This is a genomic window from Stenotrophomonas sp. YJH_SMC_130 (assembly GCF_059369035.1).
The window spans coordinates 262,638-281,395 of the sequence record NZ_JCAFSH010000001.1 but is presented as its reverse complement, the minus strand read 5'-3'; the positions used below and the strand labels follow the sequence as shown (position 1 = coordinate 281,395).

Below are 18,758 nucleotides of genomic sequence, written 5' to 3'. Positions count from 1 at the left end.
GATGCGGTTCAGCTGCCGACACGGGATGATCGCGACATGGAGACTGAAAACCCGATGCATCGACTGCTGATCGTCGACGACGACAACGACATCCGCACGCTGCTGGCCGAGCAGCTCGGCCGCGCCGGCTACCAGGTGAGTACTGCGGCCGATGGCACCGCCATGCGCCAACTGCTGGACCGCGAGCACGTGGACCTGATCGTGCTGGACCTCAACCTGCCGCGCGAGGATGGTCTGACCCTGTGCCGTGACCTGCGTGCGCGTTCCAACACGCCGGTGATCATGCTGACCGCGCGCGCCGAGCCGATCGACCGCGTGCTGGGCCTGGAAATGGGCGCCGACGACTACCTGGCCAAGCCGTTCGAGCCGCGCGAACTGCTGGCGCGCATCCGCAACGTGCTGCGCCGGACCGAGGCGCTGCCGGCCAACCTGGAACCGCTGGCGGTACGCCGCGCGCGTTTCTCGCGCTGGGTATTCGACCTGGAGCATCGCCACCTGGTCGATCCGGATGGCCGCGTGGTGGTGCTGTCCGGCGCCGAGTTCCGCCTGCTGCGGGTGTTCATCGCCCACGCCAACAAGGTGCTGTCGCGCGAGCAGCTGGTCGCGCTCAGCAGTGGCCGCAACTACGAAGCTCAGGACCGCGCGATCGACCTGCAGGTCAGCCGCCTGCGCAACAAGCTGGGCGACGATGGTGGCCCGGATGGACTGATCAAGACCGTGCGCAACGAAGGCTACGTGCTGGCCTCGTCGGTCAACCTGGAATAAACCGCGATGAAGCGCCTGCGCCATTTCCTGTCCTCGATGGTCGGGCGGTTGTTCGTGATCCTGCTGCTGGGCATGGCGGTGGCTGCGATCGGCGCGACCATGCTGGCCACCTCCAAGCGCCAGCAGGAGTTCGAGCGGCAGAACCTGAACCGCATCGCCGACCGCCTGCAGGGCTACGTCAACCTGCTGGACGGCAATCCGGAGCTGCGCGAGCGCCTGCTGGCGATCGGCGGGCCGAGCGTGCGCGCGTTGCAGCCGGGCGCACGCCTGGGGCGTGCCGACACGGCGCTGATGGAAGTGCTGGAAGACCGCCCCGGGCCGGTGTCGCGCGCGCACGTGCACTTCGCTTCGTTCCGCTCCTGCATTCCCAAACTGCAGGAGCTGCTGCCGCCGCCGCCGACGGGCCACCGGCGGCCGCCGCGCGAGCGCGACCCCGCGTTCATCCCGCCGAAATGCCGTGCAGTGGACGTGACCCTCAACGACGGCACGCTGCTGAAGCTGGCGCTGGACTCGCCGGCGGTGGCGCACAACGGCATCCTCGCCGTGGACCCATGGTTCCTGACCCTGCTGGTGCTGGCGATTGCCGTGCTGGCCTATATCGTCGCGCGCATGGCCAGCGCGCCGCTGCAGGAACTGGCCGCAGCCGCAGAAGACCTTGGCGATGACCTGCAGCGCGACCCGTTGCCACTGCGCGGGCCGCGCGAAGTGCAGCGTGCCGCCGAAGCCTTCAACGCCATGCAGCACCGCCTGCAGCGGCACCTGGCCGAACGCACGCAGATGCTGGCGGCGATCACCCACGACCTGCAGACGCCGCTGACGCGGCTGCGCCTGCGCCTGGAGAATGTCAGCGACGAGGCCCTGCGTGAGCGCCTGATCGGCGACCTGGCGGCGATGCAGGCGCTGGTGCGCGAGGGCCTGGAACTGGCGCGCAGCGCCGAGAGTGCCGAGCAGCGCGCCGCACTTGACCTGGATTCGCTGCTGGAGAGCATTGTCGAGGACGCCGCCGAAGGCGGCGGTGATGTGGTCTTCGAAGGGGGCAGTGGTTCGGTGCTGATGTTGCGTCCGTTGGCCATGCACCGGCTGTTCTCCAACCTGGTGGACAACGCGGTGATGTACGCGCAGCGGGCACGGGTGCGGGTTGAACGCAGCGGCGGTGCAATTACCGTGGTGGTGGCCGATGACGGCCCGGGCTTGGCCGAAGAGCAGCTGGAGGCGGTGTTCGATCCGTTCGTGCGGGTGGAGACCTCGCGTTCGCGCGAAACCGGCGGGGCCGGCCTGGGCCTGACCATCGCGCGCGCCCTGGCCGAGAAGGACGGCGCCCGGTTGTGGCTGCGCAACCGGGCCGAAGGTGGCCTGGAGGCGGTGGTGCAGTGGCCTGCCAGTGCCCAGGTGGTGGCACCCGGCCGCGCCGGCTGAGTCGGCGCGCTGCGAACGGTGACGCCGGGGCCGGGGTTTGGCCTATCATCTGCGCATCTCCCCAGTCTCCCCCCGATGAGCCAGCCCGTTCCTGCCGGCATGCCATTGCACGCTGCCCGGCTGTTCCCGCACGCTGCCGCGTCCTGCAGCCGCACCTGGCCGCCGCCGCTGCGGTGATGGGCGGGCAGGGGGACAAGAGGCGCTGGGTGGAGCGCCGCGCATCAGGATTCAGGCGGGCACTGCGGCAGGGCCTGTTGTGGCTGCTGCTGGCCCTTGCGCTGCCGTTGGCTGCGCAGGAAGACGCGCCCCCGCTGCGCGACTACGCCATCGATGTATGGACCTCGCGCAACGGCCTGCCGCACAACTCGCTGCGCGACATCGCGCAGACGCCGGAAGGCCATCTCTGGTTCGCCACCTGGGAAGGGCTGGTGCGCTACAACGGCCTGGATTTCACCGTGTTCGACCGCAGCACGCGCCCGGGCCTGCGCGACAACGGCATCGGCGCCCTGTTCGTCGACCGCCAGGGCGGACTGTGGATCAGTGATTCGCGCGGCAACGTCAGCCACCGTGGCAGTGATGGCCAATGGCGGGTATGGGAGCACCAGGCCGATACGCCGCAGGTGCTGATCCAGTCCATGCAGATGGACAGCCAGGGCCGGCTGTGGCTGCTGTACGAAGGCAAGGGAATCGGCTACCTGACGCCGGACAGCGGCATTGTCTACCAGGCGCCGGCGGCGGACCTGCCGATGGCGATGAGCTTCACCAGGCTGGTGGTCGATGCGCAGGACCGGGTCTGGGTCGGTACGCTGGACGGGCTGGTGCTGCGCGACAACGATGGCGTGCTCAAGCGCGCCCCCGCCGCATGGGGGCTGGGTGCCGGCAGTGGCCTGTCGTGGCCCTACCGTGCGCCGGATGGCGCGTTGTGGATTGTCGCCGGTGAGCGCCTGTACCGGGTGGAGGATGACCAGCTCGTGCTGGTGCACCGCCTGCCGGGCCAGCTGCACATGACCTCGATGCTGCAGGACCGGCACGGTGACCTGTGGCTGGGCACCGAGAACCAGGGCCTGCTGCGCATCTCCGCACATGGCCTGGAGCGACTGCCGGCCGGCCTGAACCTGCCGGGCGGACGCGTGGTCAGCCTGCGCGAGGATGCCGAAGGCAGCATCTGGGTGGGCGCCAACGGCGGGCTCTATCGCCTGCGCGAAACACTGTTCAGCAGCTACACCGAGCGCGATGGGCTCAGTGGCGACTACGTGCGCACGGTATTCGAGGATCGAGATCGCCAGCTGTGGGTCGGCAGCGCCAGTGGCTTGGACCTGCAGACGCCGGATGGCCGGTTCCGTGCCGTGCCGCTGCACAACCGCGGTGGCAAGGCACCGTCCGTCCTGAGCCTGGCGCAGGGGCCGGACGGTGACCTGTGGGCGGGCACCTTCGGCGACGGGGTCTACCGGCTCGGCCGCGACGGCCACCTGCGCCACAACTACGCGGCAGCCGACGGCATGCCGGGTGGCAACATCCGTGCGATCAGCGTTGATTCGCAGGGCGTGGTCTGGGCCGGCACGCAGAAGGGCGTGGTGCGCATCGACGGCGACCAAGTGCAGGTCTCGAACGTGCCGGGCATGCCCGGCGGCCTGATCACCGCGCTTGAGCATGACCATCAGGGCAACCTGTGGATCGGCACCATCGAAGGCATCCGCGTGCTGCGCGGCGACCACGTGCAGTCGATCGACCTGGCGCCGCTGGGCGGTGGCCGCAGCGTGTTCGGCTTCCACCAGCTGGGCGACGCGATGTGGATCAGCAGTGATCGCGGGCTGTATCGCTGGCGCAACGGCAGGCTGGCGCGGGTGGGGCTCGAGCAGGGCATGCCGGTGGATGCGGTGTTCCAGCTGGTGCCGGATCGCCTTGGCAATGTGTGGATCAGCAGCAATCGCGGCGTGCTGCGCACCGATATGGCCACCCTCAACGCCGTGGCCGATGGCCGCACGCCGCGGGTGGGGGTGGAGCGTTACAACGAGATCGACGGCATGGCCAATGCACAGGCCAACGGCAGCTCCAGCCCATCGGCGATCCTGCGCCAGGACGGCACGTTCTGGGTGGTCACCGCAGGCGGCCTGAGCACGGTCGACCCGCAGCGCCTGCAGCGTTTCCGCGAGCGGCCATCGCCGCCGGCCGCGATCGAGAGCGTGCAGGTGGATGGCGCGCCGGTGCATTGGGAAGGGCCGGATCGCAACCATATTCCAGGGGGGCGCCGGTTGGCGGTGAGTTATGTCGGCCTGAGCTACCTGATGTCCGACCGGATCCGCTACCGCACGCGGCTGGACGGGCTGGATGCCGGCTGGGTCGAGCGCGGCCCGCAGCGCAGCGTTGAGTTCGTCGGCCTGCCGCCGGGCGACTACACCCTGCATGTGGCGGCCGCCCATCCCGGCGGCAGCTGGGGCCAGCAGGAGGCGGTGTGGAGCTTCACCGTGGAGCCGTTCTGGTGGCAGCGCCGCAGCGTGCAGGTGCTGGCGGGGATGCTGCTGCTGGCTGGACTGGTGGCGCTGTACCGGCTGCTGCTGCAGCAGCTGAAGGCCAGCAACCTGCGCCTGGCACGGCGGGTGGACGAAGCGACCTTCGATCTGCAGGCCAAGACGGTGCACCTGCAGGCGCTGAACCAGGAAAAGACCGAACTGGCCGAGCGCCTGGCGCGCCAGGCCGAAGCCTTCGAGCGGCAGGCCCGCGAGGATGCACTGACCGGCCTGGCCAATCGCCGCGCCTTCGACGAAACGCTGGCGCGTGACTTCGCCCGGTCACAGCGCAGTGGTCATCCGCTGTGCCTGGTGGTGCTCGACATCGATCACTTCAAGGAGGTCAACGACCGCCACAGCCACAGCATCGGCGATGCCGTGCTGGTGCAGGTGGCGTCATTGATCGCAGCGGCCTGCCGCGACTCCGACCTGCCGGCGCGCACCGGCGGCGAAGAGTTCGCGCTGCTGCTCAACGACACCCGCCTGGAGGAAGCCGCACAGCTGTGCGCGCGCCTGCGCGGCCTGTTCCATGATCATCCCGATTGGGGCGGCGTGGCGGGCCTGCGTGTCACCTTCAGCGCGGGCCTGGTAGAGCTGGATGCCGACGACCGCACCCCGGCGCTGCTGTACCAGCGCGCCGACCGCGCGCTGTACCGCGCCAAGAGCGACGGCCGCGATCGCACGAGCATCGGTTGATCGCATCCACGCATGACGTGGATCTACTGGAGTGCCGCACCAACCGGCGGTGCCGACCAATGGTCGGCACCCACCAAAGGAGTACCCACCACAGAGGTCGTCGGCAGCCCCGACGAGCGCAGCGATCCGCTGTTGCTCCTGCTTTTCTGATCTTTCCGGGGCACCCAGCAACGTGTCCGGCCCAACTGATGATTCGCTTCACGCCACGAGGGGCTCCGCCGTTGGCCGCTTCAGCGCGGCCAGGCGTTGGCGATGGTGCAGAACAGCCGCGCGGTCTGCTCGGTGTCATACACCGCGCTGTGTGCCTCGTTGGCATCCCAACCCAGCCCGGCGGCGGTGGCCGCACGCGCCAGCACGGTCTGGCCGTAGGCGATACCGGCCAGGGTGACCGTGTCGAACACGCTGAACGGATGGAACGGGTTGCGCTTGTGGCCGGTGCGGGCCACGGCCGCGTTGACGAAGCCGAGGTCGAAATGCGCGTTGTGGCCCACCAGGATCGCGCGCTGGCAGCCGTACTTCTTCATCGCCGCACGCACCGGAGTGAAGATGTGGTCCAACGCCGCTTTTTCTTCCTTGGCCAGCCGGAACGGGTGGTCGAGGATGATGCCGGTCACTTCCAGCGACTTCGGATCGATTTCCAGGCCCTCGGCTGGGACCACGTGGGCACTGGCGGTCTGGCCGGGGTAGAGCAGGCCGTTCTCGTCCATCTCGATCGGCACCGCGGCGATCTCCAGCAGCGCATTGCGCTGGCTGTCGAAGCCACCGGTTTCCACATCCACCACCACCGGCAGGAAGCCGCGGAAGCGTTGTGACATCGCGCGCTGCGCCTGGGGTACTGCGGAATCGGGAGCGGCGGCAGGTGCGGAGGGGGAGTCAGTCATGCGTGAATTCTAGCAGAGCGACCCTGAGCGCCCGGCCAGCCTTCTGCGCATGGGTTCCCTGCGTGGGCGTGTGTCGACCAAGGTCGACACCTACCGGGCACCGCACGCTCAGGATTCCGGTGCCAACCTTGGTTGGCACACGGCGCACCGACCATGGCCGGCATCTAGCGCACCGCAGGCCGTGCCGTCGTGACCGATGGCTGCCACCGGGCCAACCAGGCGTCCACGCTCAGCTTGCCGGCGCCAGTGAAGATCAGCGGCAGCAGCATGGCCATGAACAGCACCGGCAGCTTGAAGTTGCCGTAGCCCTGGTCGCTGATGGCATACCCCATCGCGAGGTCACCCAGCGAATTCCATTGCATCGGCCAATGCACCGCATAGGTCGCCACCACGGTCAGCACCAGCAGGCTGGCGGCGGCGAAGCGGGTACCGAAACCAAACAGCAGGCAGGCCGCGCCAACCAGTTCGAACCAGGTGGCCAGCTGCCAGTTCAGGGCAGCTGGCAGTTGGTTGAACGGGAACGGGAAGGCGTCCTGCAGGTCGGCGAACCAGTTCTGGCCGTGCAGCTTCTCACGGCCGGATTCGAAGTATTCCCAGGCGAGCAGCAGGCGCAGGCCCAGCGGCGCCAACCAGGGGGCGAGACGGTCCAGCCGGCCGCGCGCGGCGGCCAGGAGCGGCAGGTTCATCGTTGGATCTCCAGTGGAAGAGGCGTCAGGGCGGGGGTGCGAGCGGGCCGATCACGCCGGCCTGCAGGAACTGCAGCAGCAGTGCAGCACCGGGCTCGGCCAGTGCGTCTTCGGCCAGGCCGTGCGAGGTGGCCAGCTGCTGCAGGTACGTCTGTCCTTCCAGGCCGGGCCGTTCGCCGATGCTGGCCAGCAGGTGTACCGCCAGCGGGCTGAGCGCGGCGAATCGCACTTCACCGTCGGCTTCGCGGCGGACCAGCAGGCCGGTGGGTTCTGGAAGGGGCTGGGTCGGCGCATCCTCTGCACCGAGACGGTGCACCGGCCATTGGTACAGCAGCGGCCACGCCAGCGGCGAACGCCGCAGCGGCACCCGAAGTGGATCAGTATCGCCAGGCGCAGGAAGCGGTTCGGCCTGCAGCTGGTACAGCGCGGTTTCCACCCACTCGTAGTGCGCCAGTTCGGCCAATGCCGGGTGGGGCAGCTGTGGCTGCGCCTGCAGCCACTGCACAAATTCAGCGGCCAATTCGGTGAACAGCGGTGTCTGGCAGCGATGCGTGGCGAAGTAGTGGTGCACCAGGGCGCTCCAGGCCGGTTCGCCAAGCAGGCGCACGCAGACCGGGAAACCGTTGCTCAACAGGCCGAGCAGGTTGTTGAACAGCAGGTGCCGGTATACCGCGACCCGGCGTGGATCCAGGCCGGCCGGCGCAGGTACCGCCTGCGGGTCGCGCAGGTGTGCGGTGAACGCGTGCTGCTGCGCGCGCAGGGTGTTGGCGGAATCAATCATGTGCCATCCCGGCGTGCGTGGCCTGCAGGCGGCGGATGGTCTGCAGTTCGCCCTGCAGTTCCGCATACGGCGGGAAATTGAAATCGCGTTCGAGCAGGGTGGGGCGCGGGCCGATCCGTGCATAGGTACGCGCCAGCAGCGCCCAGACCGGATCGATCACCGCGCTGCCGTGGGTATCGATTTTCAGGTCCGGGGCTTCATCCAGATGACCGGCCACATGCAGGCAGACGATGCGCCGTGCAGGCAGGCCGGCGATGAAGGCATCGGCATCGTAGCCGTGGTTGCAGGCGTTGACGTAGACGTTGTTGACGTCCAGCAGCAGGTCGCAGTCGGCTTCGGCAAGCACCGCATTGGTGAACGCCAGCTCGTCCATCGCCGGTTCCGGTGCCAGGTAGTAGGACACGTTCTCCACCGCGATACGGCGGCCCAGCAGGTCCTGCACGCGGCTGATGCGCTGCGCGGTATGGCGCACGGCTTCGTCGGTGAAGGGAATCGGCAGCAGGTCGTACAGGTGGCCGTCGTCGCTGCAGTAGCTCAGGTGCTCGCTGTACAGCGGCACGCGGTGCTTCTCCAGGAACCGGCCGACCTGTTCCAGCAGCTGGGTATCCAGCGGTGCACTGCCGCCCAGCGACAGCGACAGGCCGTGGCAGCTCAGCGGATGGCGCTGCGCCAGTTCGGCCAGGGCATCACCGGCCGGGCCGCCGACATGGATCCAGTTCTCCGGTGCGCATTCGAGGAAGTCGAAGTCGCCTTCCGGGGCGTCACGCAGGTCCTGCAGCAGCGCCCGGCGCAGGCCCAACCCGGCGGCCGCCGCACGAAGCGGCGACCGCGGGTGGACGAGGCTGGCGCGGGCGTCAGTGCTTGCCACCGCACTTGCCTTCGCCGCACTTGCCTTCAGCCGACTTCTTGTCGCCGGTCTTGGCAGCCGCTGCACCAGCGGCCTTGCCCTTGTCGGCGCCACACTTGCCTTCGCCGCACTTGCCTTCGGCAGCCTTGCCCTTGTCACCGCCGCACTTGCCTTCAGCGGTCTTGCCGTCGGCGCCGCACTTGCCTTCGGCGTGCTTGGCATCGGCAGCCTTTGCCGCCTGGCCCGCCACCAGGTAACCCTGGGCGAGGTCGCTCATGCTCAGGGCCGAGGCGCTGGCGGTCATGCCCAGGCCGGCGGCCAGGGCGGTAGCGGTCAGCAGGGACAGGGTCTTGTTGGAACTGCTCATCGGTCTTACTCCTGGGTGGTGGGCAGGTGCCCGGGGTGAAACGATGGTGCAGCGATCCTACTCAACGAATCCTCGCCAAGAACTCAAATTTTCGTGAGATTTGTTACAGAGGCATCCGGAAGGTCTGCGCCGGGCAAGCACGGCGCCCACAACGCGGGCGGAACACCGCAAAAAAGGAAGGCCGCTGTCACAGGACAGCGGCCACCTTGGAGTCGACTCCGGTGTTGCAGTGCAGCGTCAGGGCTGGCCGGTGCTGGAGGTCTCGTCACGCTTCTCACGCGGTGGCAGCGGCTGCTCGCCGTGCACCAGGAACCACACGTTCTCGGCGATGTTGGTGGCGTGGTCGCCCACGCGCTCCAGGTTCTTGGCCATGAACAGCAGGTGGGTGCACGGGGTGATGTTGCGCGGGTCTTCCATCATGTAGGTGAGCAGCTCGCGGAACAGCGCCGTGTACTGGGCGTCCAGGCGGGCGTCGTCCTCGCGCAATGCCAGTGCGGCCTCGGCATCGTTGTCGCGGTAGGCGGCGATGGCACGGCGCACCTGCTGCGCGGCCAGGCGGCCCAGCGCGCGCAGGCCCTGGATCTGCGGCAGCGGCGGCACCTTGCCCAGCGCGATCGAGCGCTTGGCCACGTTCGCTGCATAGTCGCCGATGCGCTCGATGTCGGCCGGGATGCGCAGGCCTGCGAGGATCTCGCGCAGGTCGCGCGCCATCGGCCCACGCAGCGCCAGGCGCATCACGTCGTGGCTGATCTGCTGCTCCAGCGCATCGATCGCTTCGTCGTTGGCGATGATGCGATGGGCGGCGTTCTCGTCGCGCTTCTCGATCACGTCCATCGCCGCTTCGAGCTGGGCGACGGCCATCTCGCCCATGCGCACGATTTCGGCCACCAGGCGCTGCTGCTCTTCGTCGTAGCTCTTGACGATGTGGTCGTTGGGAAGATTCATGTTCATTCCACTCTGTAGAGTCGAGCCATGCTCGACTGACGTTAGATGTAACTCGACTGAGGTTTCAGCCGAAGCGACCGGTGATGTAGTCCTCGGTCTGCCGCTGCGACGGCTGCGAGAAGATCACTTCGGTGCGGTCGTGCTCGATCAGGTCGCCCAGGTACATGAAGGCGGTGTAGTCGGACACGCGCGCAGCCTGCTGCATGTTGTGGGTGACGATCACGATCGTGTACTCGTGCTTGAGTTCTTCCACCAGCTGCTCGATGCGGCTGGTCGAGATCGGGTCCAGCGCCGAGGTCGGCTCGTCCAGCAGCAGCACCGACGGGCGCAGGGCCACGGCACGGGCGATGCACAGGCGCTGCTGCTGGCCACCGGACAGGCCCAGTGCGCTCTGCCCCAGCTTGTCCTTCACTTCGTCCCACAGCGCGCCCTGGCGCAGCGCCTGCTCGACGCGGTCGGCCATGTCGGCCTTGCTCAGCTTCTCGTGGTGGCGGATGCCGTAGGCCACGTTCTCGAAGATGGTCATCGGGAACGGCACCGGCTTCTGGAACACCATGCCGACCTTGCTGCGCAGGCGGTTCATCGGGTACTTCGGCGACAGGATGTTCTCGCCGTCCAGCAGCACCTCACCGCGCGCTTCCAGCTTCGGGTACAGCGCGTAGATGCGGTTGAAGATGCGCAGCAGGGTCGATTTGCCGCAACCGGAAGGACCGATCAGCGCGGTCACGCGCTTCTCCGGGATTTCCAGGTTGATGCCCTTCAGGGCGTGGAACTTGTCGTAGTAGAAGTCCAGTCCGCGCGCGGCAAGCTTGACCGGAGCCGGGGTGTGCAGGCTCTCGTGCGAGGACGGCACGGCGATGCGCTGCATCGGCACGGCGTTGGAAAGGTCGTTCATGGCGTTATCCACGGAAAGGTCAGTCATGGGAGATACGGTTGCGCAGCAGGATGCCGCGGGCGGCGAGGCTGACCAGCAGCACGAAGACAGTCAGCACCAGGGCACCGGCCCAGGCCAGTACCTGCCAGGATTCATACGGGCTGCCGGCGAACTGGTTCATCACCACCGGCACCGAAGCCATCGGCTGGAAAATGTTGTTGTTCCAGTACTGGTTGCCGAAGGCGGTGAACAGCAGCGGAGCGGTCTCGCCGGAGATGCGGGCCAGCGCCAGCAGGATGCCGGTGATGATGCCGGCCGAGGCACTGCGGTACAGCACCTGCACGATCACCTTCCACTGCGGGATGCCCAGCGACAGGGCCGCTTCGCGCATCTGCGAGGGCACCAGGCGCAGCATCTCGTCGGTGGTGCGTACCACCACCGGCAGCACGATGAAGGCCAGCGACAGGGCGCCGGCGAATGCCGAGAAGTTGCCCCCGGTCTGCATCACGTACAGCGTGTAGACGAACAGGCCCAGCACGATGGACGGGGCCGACAGCAGGATGTCGTTGACGAAGCGGACCACGGTGCCGGCCTTGCGGGCGTTGCCATACTCGGCCAGCCAGGTACCGGCCAGCACGCCCAGCGGGGTGCCGATGCCGATGGCCAGTGCACACATCACGGCACTGCCGAAGAAGGCGTTGGCGAGGCCGCCGTCCTGCATCGGCGGCGGGGTCATCTTGGTGAACAGATCCCAGTTGATGCCGGCCAGGCCCTTGGCCGCCAGGGTGAACAGGATCCAGCCCAGGAAGAACAGGCCGAACAGGGCGGTGGCGCAGGACGCAGTGATCGCAACGACGTTGCCGATGCGGCGGCGCAGGTACAGCGAATCAGCGGTGGTGGACATCAGTTGCCCTCCTTGCGGGACAGGCGCATCAGCATCAGGCGGGCGATGGCCAGCACCACGAAGGTGACGATGAAGAGGACGAAGCCGAGCAGCAGCAGGGCCGAACGGTAGGTTTCAGTGGCTTCGCCGAAATCATTGGCGATCAGCGCGGCGATGGTGGTGCCCGGTTCCAGCAGCGACGGCGACAGGCGCACGCTGTTGCCGATCACGAAGGCCACCGCCATCGTTTCGCCCAGCGCGCGGCCCAGGCCGAGGAAGATGCCGCCGATGACCGCCGAGCGGGTGTAGGGCAGGACGATGTCCCAGCTCACTTCCCACTTGGTGGAGCCCAACGCATAGGCCGATTCCTTCAGGCGGGTGGGCACGGTCAGGAACACCTCGCGCATCACCGAGGAAATGAACGGAATGACCATGATGGCCAGCACGAAACCGGCGGTGAGCATGCCGATGCCCAGCGGCGGGCCCTGGAACATCGGGCCGATGACCGGCCATTCGCCCAGGGTCTCGTTGAGGAACGGGGTGACGTACTCGGTCATCACCGGCACCAGCACGAACAGGCCCCACATGCCGTAGATGATCGAGGGGATGCCGGCCAGCAGTTCGATGGCGGTACCGACCGGGCCACGCAGCCAGCGCGGCGCGACTTCGGTGAGGAAGAAGGCGATGCCGAAGCTGACCGGCACGGCGATGACCATCGCGATGACGGCGGTGACCAGGGTGCCGTAGATCGGGGCGAGGGCGCCGAACTTGTTTTCGACCGGATTCCAGTCGGCGGAGAAGAAGAAGCTCAGCCCCTGCATCTGCAGGGCATGGCGACCGCCCCACAGCATCGACAGCGCGGCGCAGGCCAGGGCGATCAGTACGAAGATGACGGTGCCGACCAGCACCCATCGGAACAGTGTGTCGTTGCGGGCATCACGCGTATCACGCGTGGACGGGGCGGCTACAGGCTGGGCGATGGCATTCATGGGGACGGCTGGGCCAGGAAGGGGCGGGGCGGCACGGCGTGGAACAAGCGGTGCCCGCGCGGGGCGGGCACCGTCGAGTCCATCACTTCAGGTCGGTCGCCCAGTAGGCCTCGATCTGCTTGACCAGTTCGGCCGGCAGCGGCACGTAGTGAAGCTCGTTGGCCTGGGCCTGGCCGTTCTCGAAGGCCCACTTGAAGAAGGCCAGGGTGTCCTGGTTGCGCTTGGCGTCCTTCGGCTGCTTCTGCATCAGCATGAAGTTGGTGGCGGTGATCGGCCACGCCTGCTCGCCCGGGGCGTTGGTGATGACCAGGTTGAAGTCCTTGGCGCTGGCCCAGTCGGCGCTGGCGGCCGCAGCGGCGAAGGTTTCCGCGCTCGGCTCGACCCAGTTGCCGGCGGCGTTCTGCATGGCGGTGTACGGCATGCCGTTCTGCAGGGCATAGGCCAGTTCGACGTAGCCGATCGAGCCCTTGATCTGCTTCACGTAGGAGGCAACGCCTTCATTGCCCTTGCCACCGACGCCGTCCGGCCACTGCACCGAGGTGCCTTCGCCGACCTTGCTCTTCCACTCCGGGCTGACCTTGGACAGGTAGTTGGAGAAGTTGAAGGTGGTGCCCGAACCGTCCGAACGGTGGACCAGGGTGATCTTGCCGTCCGGCAGCTTCACGCCCGGGTTGGCGGCGACGATCGCCGGGTCGTTCCAGGTCTTGACCTTGCCCAGGAAGATGTCGGCCAGCAGGGCGCCGCTCAGGCGCAGCTTGCCGGCTTCCAGGCCTTCGATGTTGACCACCGGCACCACGCCGCCGATGGCCGACGGGAACTGCGCCAGGCCGGCCTGGGCCAGCTCTTCGCTGCTCAGCGGCTTGTCGGACGAACCGAAGTCGACGGTCCCGGCCTTGATCTGGGCGATGCCGCCGCCGGAGCCGATCGACTGGTAGTTGATCTTGGCGCCGGTGCTGGCGTTGTAGTCAGCCGACCACTTGGAGACCAGCGGGAAGATGAAGGACGCGCCCGCGCCGGACACTTCGGCGGTCACCTTGGCACCGGCGGCGGCCGGAGCGGCGGTACCGTCGGTAGCCGGCTGCTGCGCGGCCTGCTTGTCGCCACCGCAGGCCGACAGGCCCAGGGCGATGGCCAGGGAAAGGGCGGCAAGGCCGGCCGAGTGCAGTTTCATGGTCACTCCATAGCGGGGAAGAGCCGACGCGGTCGGCGGATGCGGCTATGAAATGATGTTTTTGTTACAGCCGTATTACGACCATGACAGAGGTGTACTGGATCACGTTCTGACAAGGGTTTCACAGGGCTGGCGCCGATCCGGCCGGGGCCCGGAAACCCCGGATCTGCGCACCGATATGACGGCGGGTTGGTCCTTGCAGTGTCAATGCGCGACAGCTCCCTGCCCACGGTAGGTGCGGACCGTTGGTCCGCACGCTCCAGAGCGCAGCCGAGCGTCGGCTCGGCTCTACAGAGGCAGGTGCATCCCCGAAAACAAGAAGAGCGCGAGATCTCGAGGATCTCGCGCCCGGGTGGGAGCGGCGGGGGAGAGAGGACCCGCCGCCCCCGTTCCTGCGGGGGAACGCGCTTACTTCAGGTTCTGCGACCAGTAGGTCTCGATCTGGCGCACCAGGCTGTCCGGCAGCGGCACGTAGTCCAGCTGGCGGGCCTGGGCGTCGCCGTTCTTGTAGACCCAGCGGAAGAACTCCTGGGTCGCCTTGCCATTGGCAGCATTCTTCGGCGTCTTCTGCACCAGGATGAAGTTGGTGGCGGTGATCGGCCAGGACTCGGCGCCCGGCGCATTGGTCATCACCAGGTAGAAGTCGCGGGCGTTGGCCCAGTCGGCGCTGGCAGCGGCGGCAGCGAACGAGGTGTCGCTCGGCTGCACGAACTTGCCGGCGGCATTCTTCATCGCCGTGTAGGAGAGCTTGTTCTGCAGCGCGTAGGACAGTTCGACATAGCCGATGCCGCCCTTGATCTGCTTCACGTAGGCGGCAACACCTTCGTTGCCCTTGCCGCCGATGCCGGCCGGCCACTGCACCGAGGTGCCTTCACCGACCGAGCTCTTCCACTCCGGGCTGACCTTGGACAGGTAGTTGACGAAGTTGAAGGTGGTGCCCGAGCCGTCCGAACGATGCACGACGGTGACCTTGGCGTTGGGCAGGGTCACGCCCGGGTTCAGTGCGGCGATGGCCGGGTCGTTCCAGGTCTTGATCTTGCCCAGGAAGATGTTGGCCAGCACGGCGCCGTCCAGCTTCAGGGCGCCCGGAGCGATGCCGGCCACGTTGACTACCGGCACCACGCCACCGATCACCGACGGGAACTGCGCCAGGCCTGCAGCAGCCAGGTCTTCCGGCTTCAGCGGCGCGTCGGAAGAGCCGAAATCAACGGTCTTGGCCTTGATCTGGGCAATACCGCCGCCGGAACCGATGGACTGGTAGTTGACCTTGTTGCCGGTTGCGGCGCTGTAGTCGGCCGACCACTTGGACATGACCGGGTAGATGAACGATGCACCCGCGCCGGTGATGTCGGCGGCGTTGGCGGCGAACACGGACGATGCAGCCAGGATGGCGACAGCGGCGCGCGATTTGAAGGCGTGGATCACGGGGAGACTCCTGGGGTGGTGGTCGAAGGGCGGTTGCCCGACGTTTCGGTGCACATTCCATAACGGTTGCGTGACACGTCCGCGTCTGTCATATGACGCGGGCGTGACACGCGTCATGAGGGATGTCACGTCCGCTGTGCCGGCAGGGCGGCACGCGTACCGCTGCAACGACGAAGGCACGGCCGGGGCCGTGCCTTCGCGGTTCAATGCAGGTGGCTGGACTTACCAGAAGAACTGCGCGCGGGCTTCCAGGATGTTGGGATCGTCGTTGACGAAACCGCGCGCCGTGGAGCTGTACTTCTTGCTGTCAACCATCACGTAGTTGAGCATCAGCTTGAAGTTGGAACGCAGGTACCAGTTGGCGCCCACGGTCCAGATGTCCATCTTGCCACCCAGCACGCCATCGACGATCGGCGGGCGACCGGCGACCGGATTGGCGGCGAGGTTGCCGTCATTGAGGTCCATGTGGTCGTAGCGCACGCCCAGCTGCCACTGGCCGCCGGCCGGGTTGTTCGGCAGGCCGGTGCCCGGAGTGCCGCCCTTGTAGCTCCAGGTCTCGCCGGTGACGTTCCACACGCCGCTGATGTAGTAGCCGTCGCTGGTGTAGTTGTCGTGGTCGTAGCGCTTGGCCTTGCTGGTGTAGTACTCGGCCTGGGCCTTGAACGGGCCCTGGAAGTACATCGCTTCGGCACCGATGGTGCTGACGCGGTCGGTGTCGGTCAGGTTGCCGCTGTCGACCAGGCGGGCAGTGGCGAGGTCGGCATTCGGACGCGCGCGCACGCGCAGGGTGTCGGCGTCGGCGTCGTAGTTGACGTAGCTCAGACCGAAGTGCAGGACCTGGCCCTTTTCATTGATCGGGGCCCAGGTGCCACGCGCGCCGTAGCCGCTGCCGTGGGCCAGGTTGCGGGTCAGCTCGCGACCGAAGGCGCTGGCGGTCACCGACCAGTTGTCCTGGCCGTAGCTGTACGCGCCGCCCAGGCGGCGGGCGATGGCATAGGTATTGGTGACCGCTGCCTTGGAAATGAAATCGTTGTTCTTGGTGCTGGACAGTTCTTCCAGGCTGTTGGGCTGCTTGAACTGGCCCAGCTGCAGGAAGTGGTTGGCGTTGCCCAGCAGCTTGTACTTCACGTTGGTGTCGAGGAACTTGTCGGCCTTGGCGTCATAGCCGACCACCCACTCCACGTTGCCCGGGCCCTTGCCCTTCAGCACCAGCTCGGCGCGACGCAGTTCGAATTCGCTGTTCTTGCCGTTGCCGGCGTCGCCACCGTTGAGGTCGACCACATCGTTGTGGAACCAGTTGCCGTCGGCCTGGACCAGGCCTTCGAAGGTGATTTCCGAACCGCCGATCACGTCGATGGCGACTTCGGCGTGTGCAGCCGGCACATAGAGCGCAGCAGCCACGGCCACCGTCAGGAGTTGGTGATGCAGTTTCATGGAGAGGAGCCTTGCAGGCAGGTGGGAAGATGCGCGCAGGCTAGAAGGTAAAGATTGCGTAAATGTGACAGTTCACGCGCGGCAGACATCCGCCGCAGGCCCCGTCACGGCAGGGCCTGCCATTGAAACCGCTTGCGTATGACGCCCGGATTGCGACCCGGTTGCAGTAGATCCACGCCCTGCGTGGATGCTGGCGTCACTCGGCCGTGGTCTTTTCCTTGAACCGGCACAGGTCGGCGATCACGCAGCCCGGGCAATCCGGCTTGCGCGCCTTGCACACATAACGTCCGTGCAGGATCAGCCAGTGATGCGCGTCGAGCAGGAACTCGGCCGGAATCACCTTCACCAGCTTGTCTTCCACTTCGCGCACGTTCCGGCCCGGCGCCAGTCCTGTGCGGTTGGCGACGCGGAAGATATGCGTGTCCACCGCCATCACCGGCTCGCCGAACGCGGTGTTGAGCACCACGTTGGCGGTCTTGCGCCCGACACCCGGCAGTGCTTCCAGCGCGTCGCGATCGCGCGGCACTTCACCGCCATGCTTCTCCAGCAGGATCGCGCAGGTAGCGATCACGTTCTTTGCCTTGGCGTTGAACAGCCCGATGGTGGCGATGTACTGCTTCAGGCCATCCTCGCCGAGCGCAAGGATCTTCGCCGGCGTGTTGGCGACCGGGAACAGGCGGCGCGTGGCCTTGTTGACGCCGACGTCGGTGGCCTGCGCCGACAAGGCCACCGCTACCAGCAGCTCAAACGGCGAGCTGTACTCCAGTTCGGTCTTCGGGTGCGGGTTGAGTTCGCGCAGGCGGGTGAACATCTCCACCACGTCGGCGCGTGGCATCGTGCCGCCACGCCGCGCCGGGGCGCGTGCGGTCTTCTTCGTGGTGGCCATTACTGTTCCTTGCCGCGGGCGCGGGCGCGGGCCTTGGCCCGGGCCAGAATCGCGGCTGCCGCAGCGGGCAGGGCGGGCTTCACGTCCGGGGCGGGTGCCGGGGTGCGGCGTGCATCGCGCTCGGCCTCGCGGCGGGCCAGGCGCACCGCACGGGCGCGGTGGCGTTCGCGTGCAGCCCAGGCCGCGCGCAGTTGCTGCTGGGCCTGGCACAGGCGTTGCGGAAGGTCGGGGTGGTCGGGCAGCAACCGGTCGTCGCCGGCACGGACGACGTAGTCCATCAGCCCGGCCTGCAGGGCGCCATCGAGATCGTCTGCCTGGACCCGGGCGAACAACTGCGCGGGGTTGGGTCGGGATGCCATGGCGTCAGCGGTTCTGGAAGGCCGGCGCGCGGCGTTGCAGGAAGGCGCTGGTGCCTTCGCGCATGTCCTCGGTGGCGAACAGCAGGCCGAACTGCGCACTTTCGTATTCCAGCCCGGCCTCCAGGCTGCATTCGCCGCCCACGTGCACCGCGTCGAGCAGGCCACGCAGGGCCAGCGGCGCCGAGCGCGCCAGCTGGCGGGCGACGTCCTGCACGCGGTCGTCCAGCGCGTCGGCCGGCACGACCTCGTTGACGATGCCCAGTTCCAGCGCTCGCGCGGCGTTGATCGGCGCTCCCAGCAGGCACAGCTCCAGGGTAGCGGCGCGGCCGCACAGGCGCAGCAGGCGCTGGCTGCCGCCGAAGCCGGGGATCAGGCCGAGGTTGATTTCCGGTTGGCCGACCTTGGCGGTATCTGCGGCGATGCGCAGGTGGCAGGCCATCGCCAGTTCCAGGCCACCGCCCAGTGCGAAACCATTCACGCGTGCGATGACCGGCTTGGGCATGCGCTCGATCTGGCGCATCAGGGCCTGGCCCAGCAGCGAGAAATCACGTCCCTGAACGGCGCTGAGAGTGTTCATTTCCGCGATGTCGGCACCGGCCACGAACGCCTTGGGGCCCGCCCCGGTCAATACCACGACGCGCACCTCCGGATCGGCGGCGGCGTCGCTGAAAGCGCCGGCCAGGGCCTGCAGGGTCGCGGCGTTGAGGGCATTGAGCTTGTCCGGGCGCTGGACGGTCACGGTGCGGATGGCGCCGTCGTCAGCGACAGCGATCAGGGCATCGGCCACGGGGAAACTCCTGGAACGTTAAAAAAAAGTGATATTGAACTCTGCAAACGCAGACGGGT

19 protein-coding genes are annotated in these 18,758 nt (G+C 67.4%); 4 read left to right on the top strand and 15 right to left on the bottom strand.

The window, feature by feature from the left end:
* Window positions 1-36 precede the first annotated feature (36 nt).
* The 4 genes from AC5P5V_RS01430 (at window position 37) to AC5P5V_RS01415 (ending at window position 5,534) form a co-directional block, all read left to right on the top strand.
* Window positions 37-765, top strand: a complete 729-nt coding sequence (locus tag AC5P5V_RS01430; RefSeq protein ID WP_005415886.1) for a response regulator — start codon at window positions 37-39, stop codon at window positions 763-765.
* Window positions 766-771: 6 nt separating this feature from the next.
* The gene (locus AC5P5V_RS01425; protein WP_231352636.1) at window positions 772-2,181 is read left to right on the top strand and encodes an ATP-binding protein; all 1,410 of its coding nucleotides are present in this window, start codon (window positions 772-774) and stop codon (window positions 2,179-2,181) included.
* Window positions 2,182-2,357: 176 nt separating this feature from the next.
* On the top strand, window positions 2,358-5,384 hold the full coding sequence (locus AC5P5V_RS01420) for a ligand-binding sensor domain-containing diguanylate cyclase (RefSeq protein WP_134969212.1): 3,027 nt from the start codon (window positions 2,358-2,360) through the stop codon (window positions 5,382-5,384).
* Window positions 5,385-5,396: 12 nt separating this feature from the next.
* Window positions 5,397-5,534, top strand: a complete 138-nt coding sequence (locus AC5P5V_RS01415) for a hypothetical protein (RefSeq protein ID WP_181357917.1) — start codon at window positions 5,397-5,399, stop codon at window positions 5,532-5,534.
* Window positions 5,535-5,614: 80 nt separating this feature from the next.
* On the opposite strand, the gene rnt is transcribed toward AC5P5V_RS01415, so the two are convergent.
* The 15 genes from rnt to AC5P5V_RS01340 form a co-directional block, all read right to left on the bottom strand.
* Window positions 5,615-6,199 carry a ribonuclease T gene (rnt, locus tag AC5P5V_RS01410; protein ID WP_005408782.1) on the bottom strand — a complete coding sequence of 195 codons (585 nt, stop codon included), beginning with the start codon at window positions 6,197-6,199 and terminating at the stop codon, window positions 5,615-5,617.
* Between the two features lie 230 nt (window positions 6,200-6,429).
* Complete coding sequence (locus AC5P5V_RS01405; RefSeq protein ID WP_134969211.1) at window positions 6,430-6,951, bottom strand: HvfX family Cu-binding RiPP maturation protein; 522 nt, start codon at window positions 6,949-6,951, stop codon at window positions 6,430-6,432.
* A gap of 25 nt (window positions 6,952-6,976) precedes the next feature.
* Window positions 6,977-7,732 carry an HvfC family RiPP maturation protein gene (locus tag AC5P5V_RS01400; RefSeq protein ID WP_061478540.1) on the bottom strand — a complete coding sequence of 252 codons (756 nt, stop codon included), beginning with the start codon at window positions 7,730-7,732 and terminating at the stop codon, window positions 6,977-6,979.
* Window positions 7,725-8,600: an HvfB family MNIO-type RiPP peptide maturase gene (locus AC5P5V_RS01395; protein WP_061478539.1), complete on the bottom strand. Its 876-nt coding sequence runs from the start codon at window positions 8,598-8,600 to the stop codon at window positions 7,725-7,727. The genes AC5P5V_RS01400 and AC5P5V_RS01395 overlap by 8 nt, the downstream gene beginning before the upstream one ends.
* Complete coding sequence (locus AC5P5V_RS01390) at window positions 8,587-8,946, bottom strand: HvfA family oxazolone/thioamide-modified RiPP metallophore (protein WP_057498351.1); 360 nt, start codon at window positions 8,944-8,946, stop codon at window positions 8,587-8,589. Before AC5P5V_RS01390 ends, AC5P5V_RS01395 begins: the two co-directional genes overlap by 14 nt.
* 237 nt (window positions 8,947-9,183) lie before the next feature.
* Entirely contained in the window at window positions 9,184-9,897 is a 714-nt protein-coding gene (gene phoU / locus AC5P5V_RS01385) for a phosphate signaling complex protein PhoU (RefSeq protein WP_231352637.1), read from the bottom strand.
* Window positions 9,898-9,955: 58 nt separating this feature from the next.
* Complete coding sequence (gene pstB / locus AC5P5V_RS01380) at window positions 9,956-10,786, bottom strand: phosphate ABC transporter ATP-binding protein PstB (protein WP_049411272.1); 831 nt, start codon at window positions 10,784-10,786, stop codon at window positions 9,956-9,958.
* 19 nt (window positions 10,787-10,805) lie between these two features.
* A complete protein-coding gene (gene pstA, locus AC5P5V_RS01375) occupies window positions 10,806-11,669 on the bottom strand; it encodes a phosphate ABC transporter permease PstA (RefSeq protein ID WP_005415894.1) in 864 nt (287 codons plus the stop codon).
* Window positions 11,669-12,637, bottom strand: coding sequence for a phosphate ABC transporter permease subunit PstC (pstC, locus tag AC5P5V_RS01370; RefSeq protein ID WP_134969225.1), 969 nt, complete (start codon window positions 12,635-12,637; stop codon window positions 11,669-11,671). The genes pstA and pstC overlap by 1 nt, the downstream gene beginning before the upstream one ends.
* Before the next feature lie 82 nt (window positions 12,638-12,719).
* The gene (gene pstS, locus AC5P5V_RS01365) at window positions 12,720-13,808 is read right to left on the bottom strand and encodes a phosphate ABC transporter substrate-binding protein PstS (protein ID WP_061478537.1); all 1,089 of its coding nucleotides are present in this window, start codon (window positions 13,806-13,808) and stop codon (window positions 12,720-12,722) included.
* Window positions 13,809-14,216: 408 nt separating this feature from the next.
* Window positions 14,217-15,233: a phosphate ABC transporter substrate-binding protein PstS gene (gene pstS / locus AC5P5V_RS01360; protein ID WP_005415897.1), complete on the bottom strand. Its 1,017-nt coding sequence runs from the start codon at window positions 15,231-15,233 to the stop codon at window positions 14,217-14,219.
* A gap of 222 nt (window positions 15,234-15,455) precedes the next feature.
* The gene (locus tag AC5P5V_RS01355; RefSeq protein ID WP_049411264.1) at window positions 15,456-16,667 is read right to left on the bottom strand and encodes an OprO/OprP family phosphate-selective porin; all 1,212 of its coding nucleotides are present in this window, start codon (window positions 16,665-16,667) and stop codon (window positions 15,456-15,458) included.
* 196 nt (window positions 16,668-16,863) lie between these two features.
* On the bottom strand, window positions 16,864-17,553 hold the full coding sequence (gene nth, locus AC5P5V_RS01350) for an endonuclease III (RefSeq protein WP_134969226.1): 690 nt from the start codon (window positions 17,551-17,553) through the stop codon (window positions 16,864-16,866).
* Complete coding sequence (locus AC5P5V_RS01345) at window positions 17,553-17,912, bottom strand: hypothetical protein (RefSeq protein WP_231352638.1); 360 nt, start codon at window positions 17,910-17,912, stop codon at window positions 17,553-17,555. The genes nth and AC5P5V_RS01345 overlap by 1 nt, the downstream gene beginning before the upstream one ends.
* A 4-nt stretch (window positions 17,913-17,916) precedes the next feature.
* Complete coding sequence (locus AC5P5V_RS01340) at window positions 17,917-18,699, bottom strand: enoyl-CoA hydratase/isomerase family protein (protein WP_231352639.1); 783 nt, start codon at window positions 18,697-18,699, stop codon at window positions 17,917-17,919.
* Window positions 18,700-18,758 lie beyond the last annotated feature (59 nt).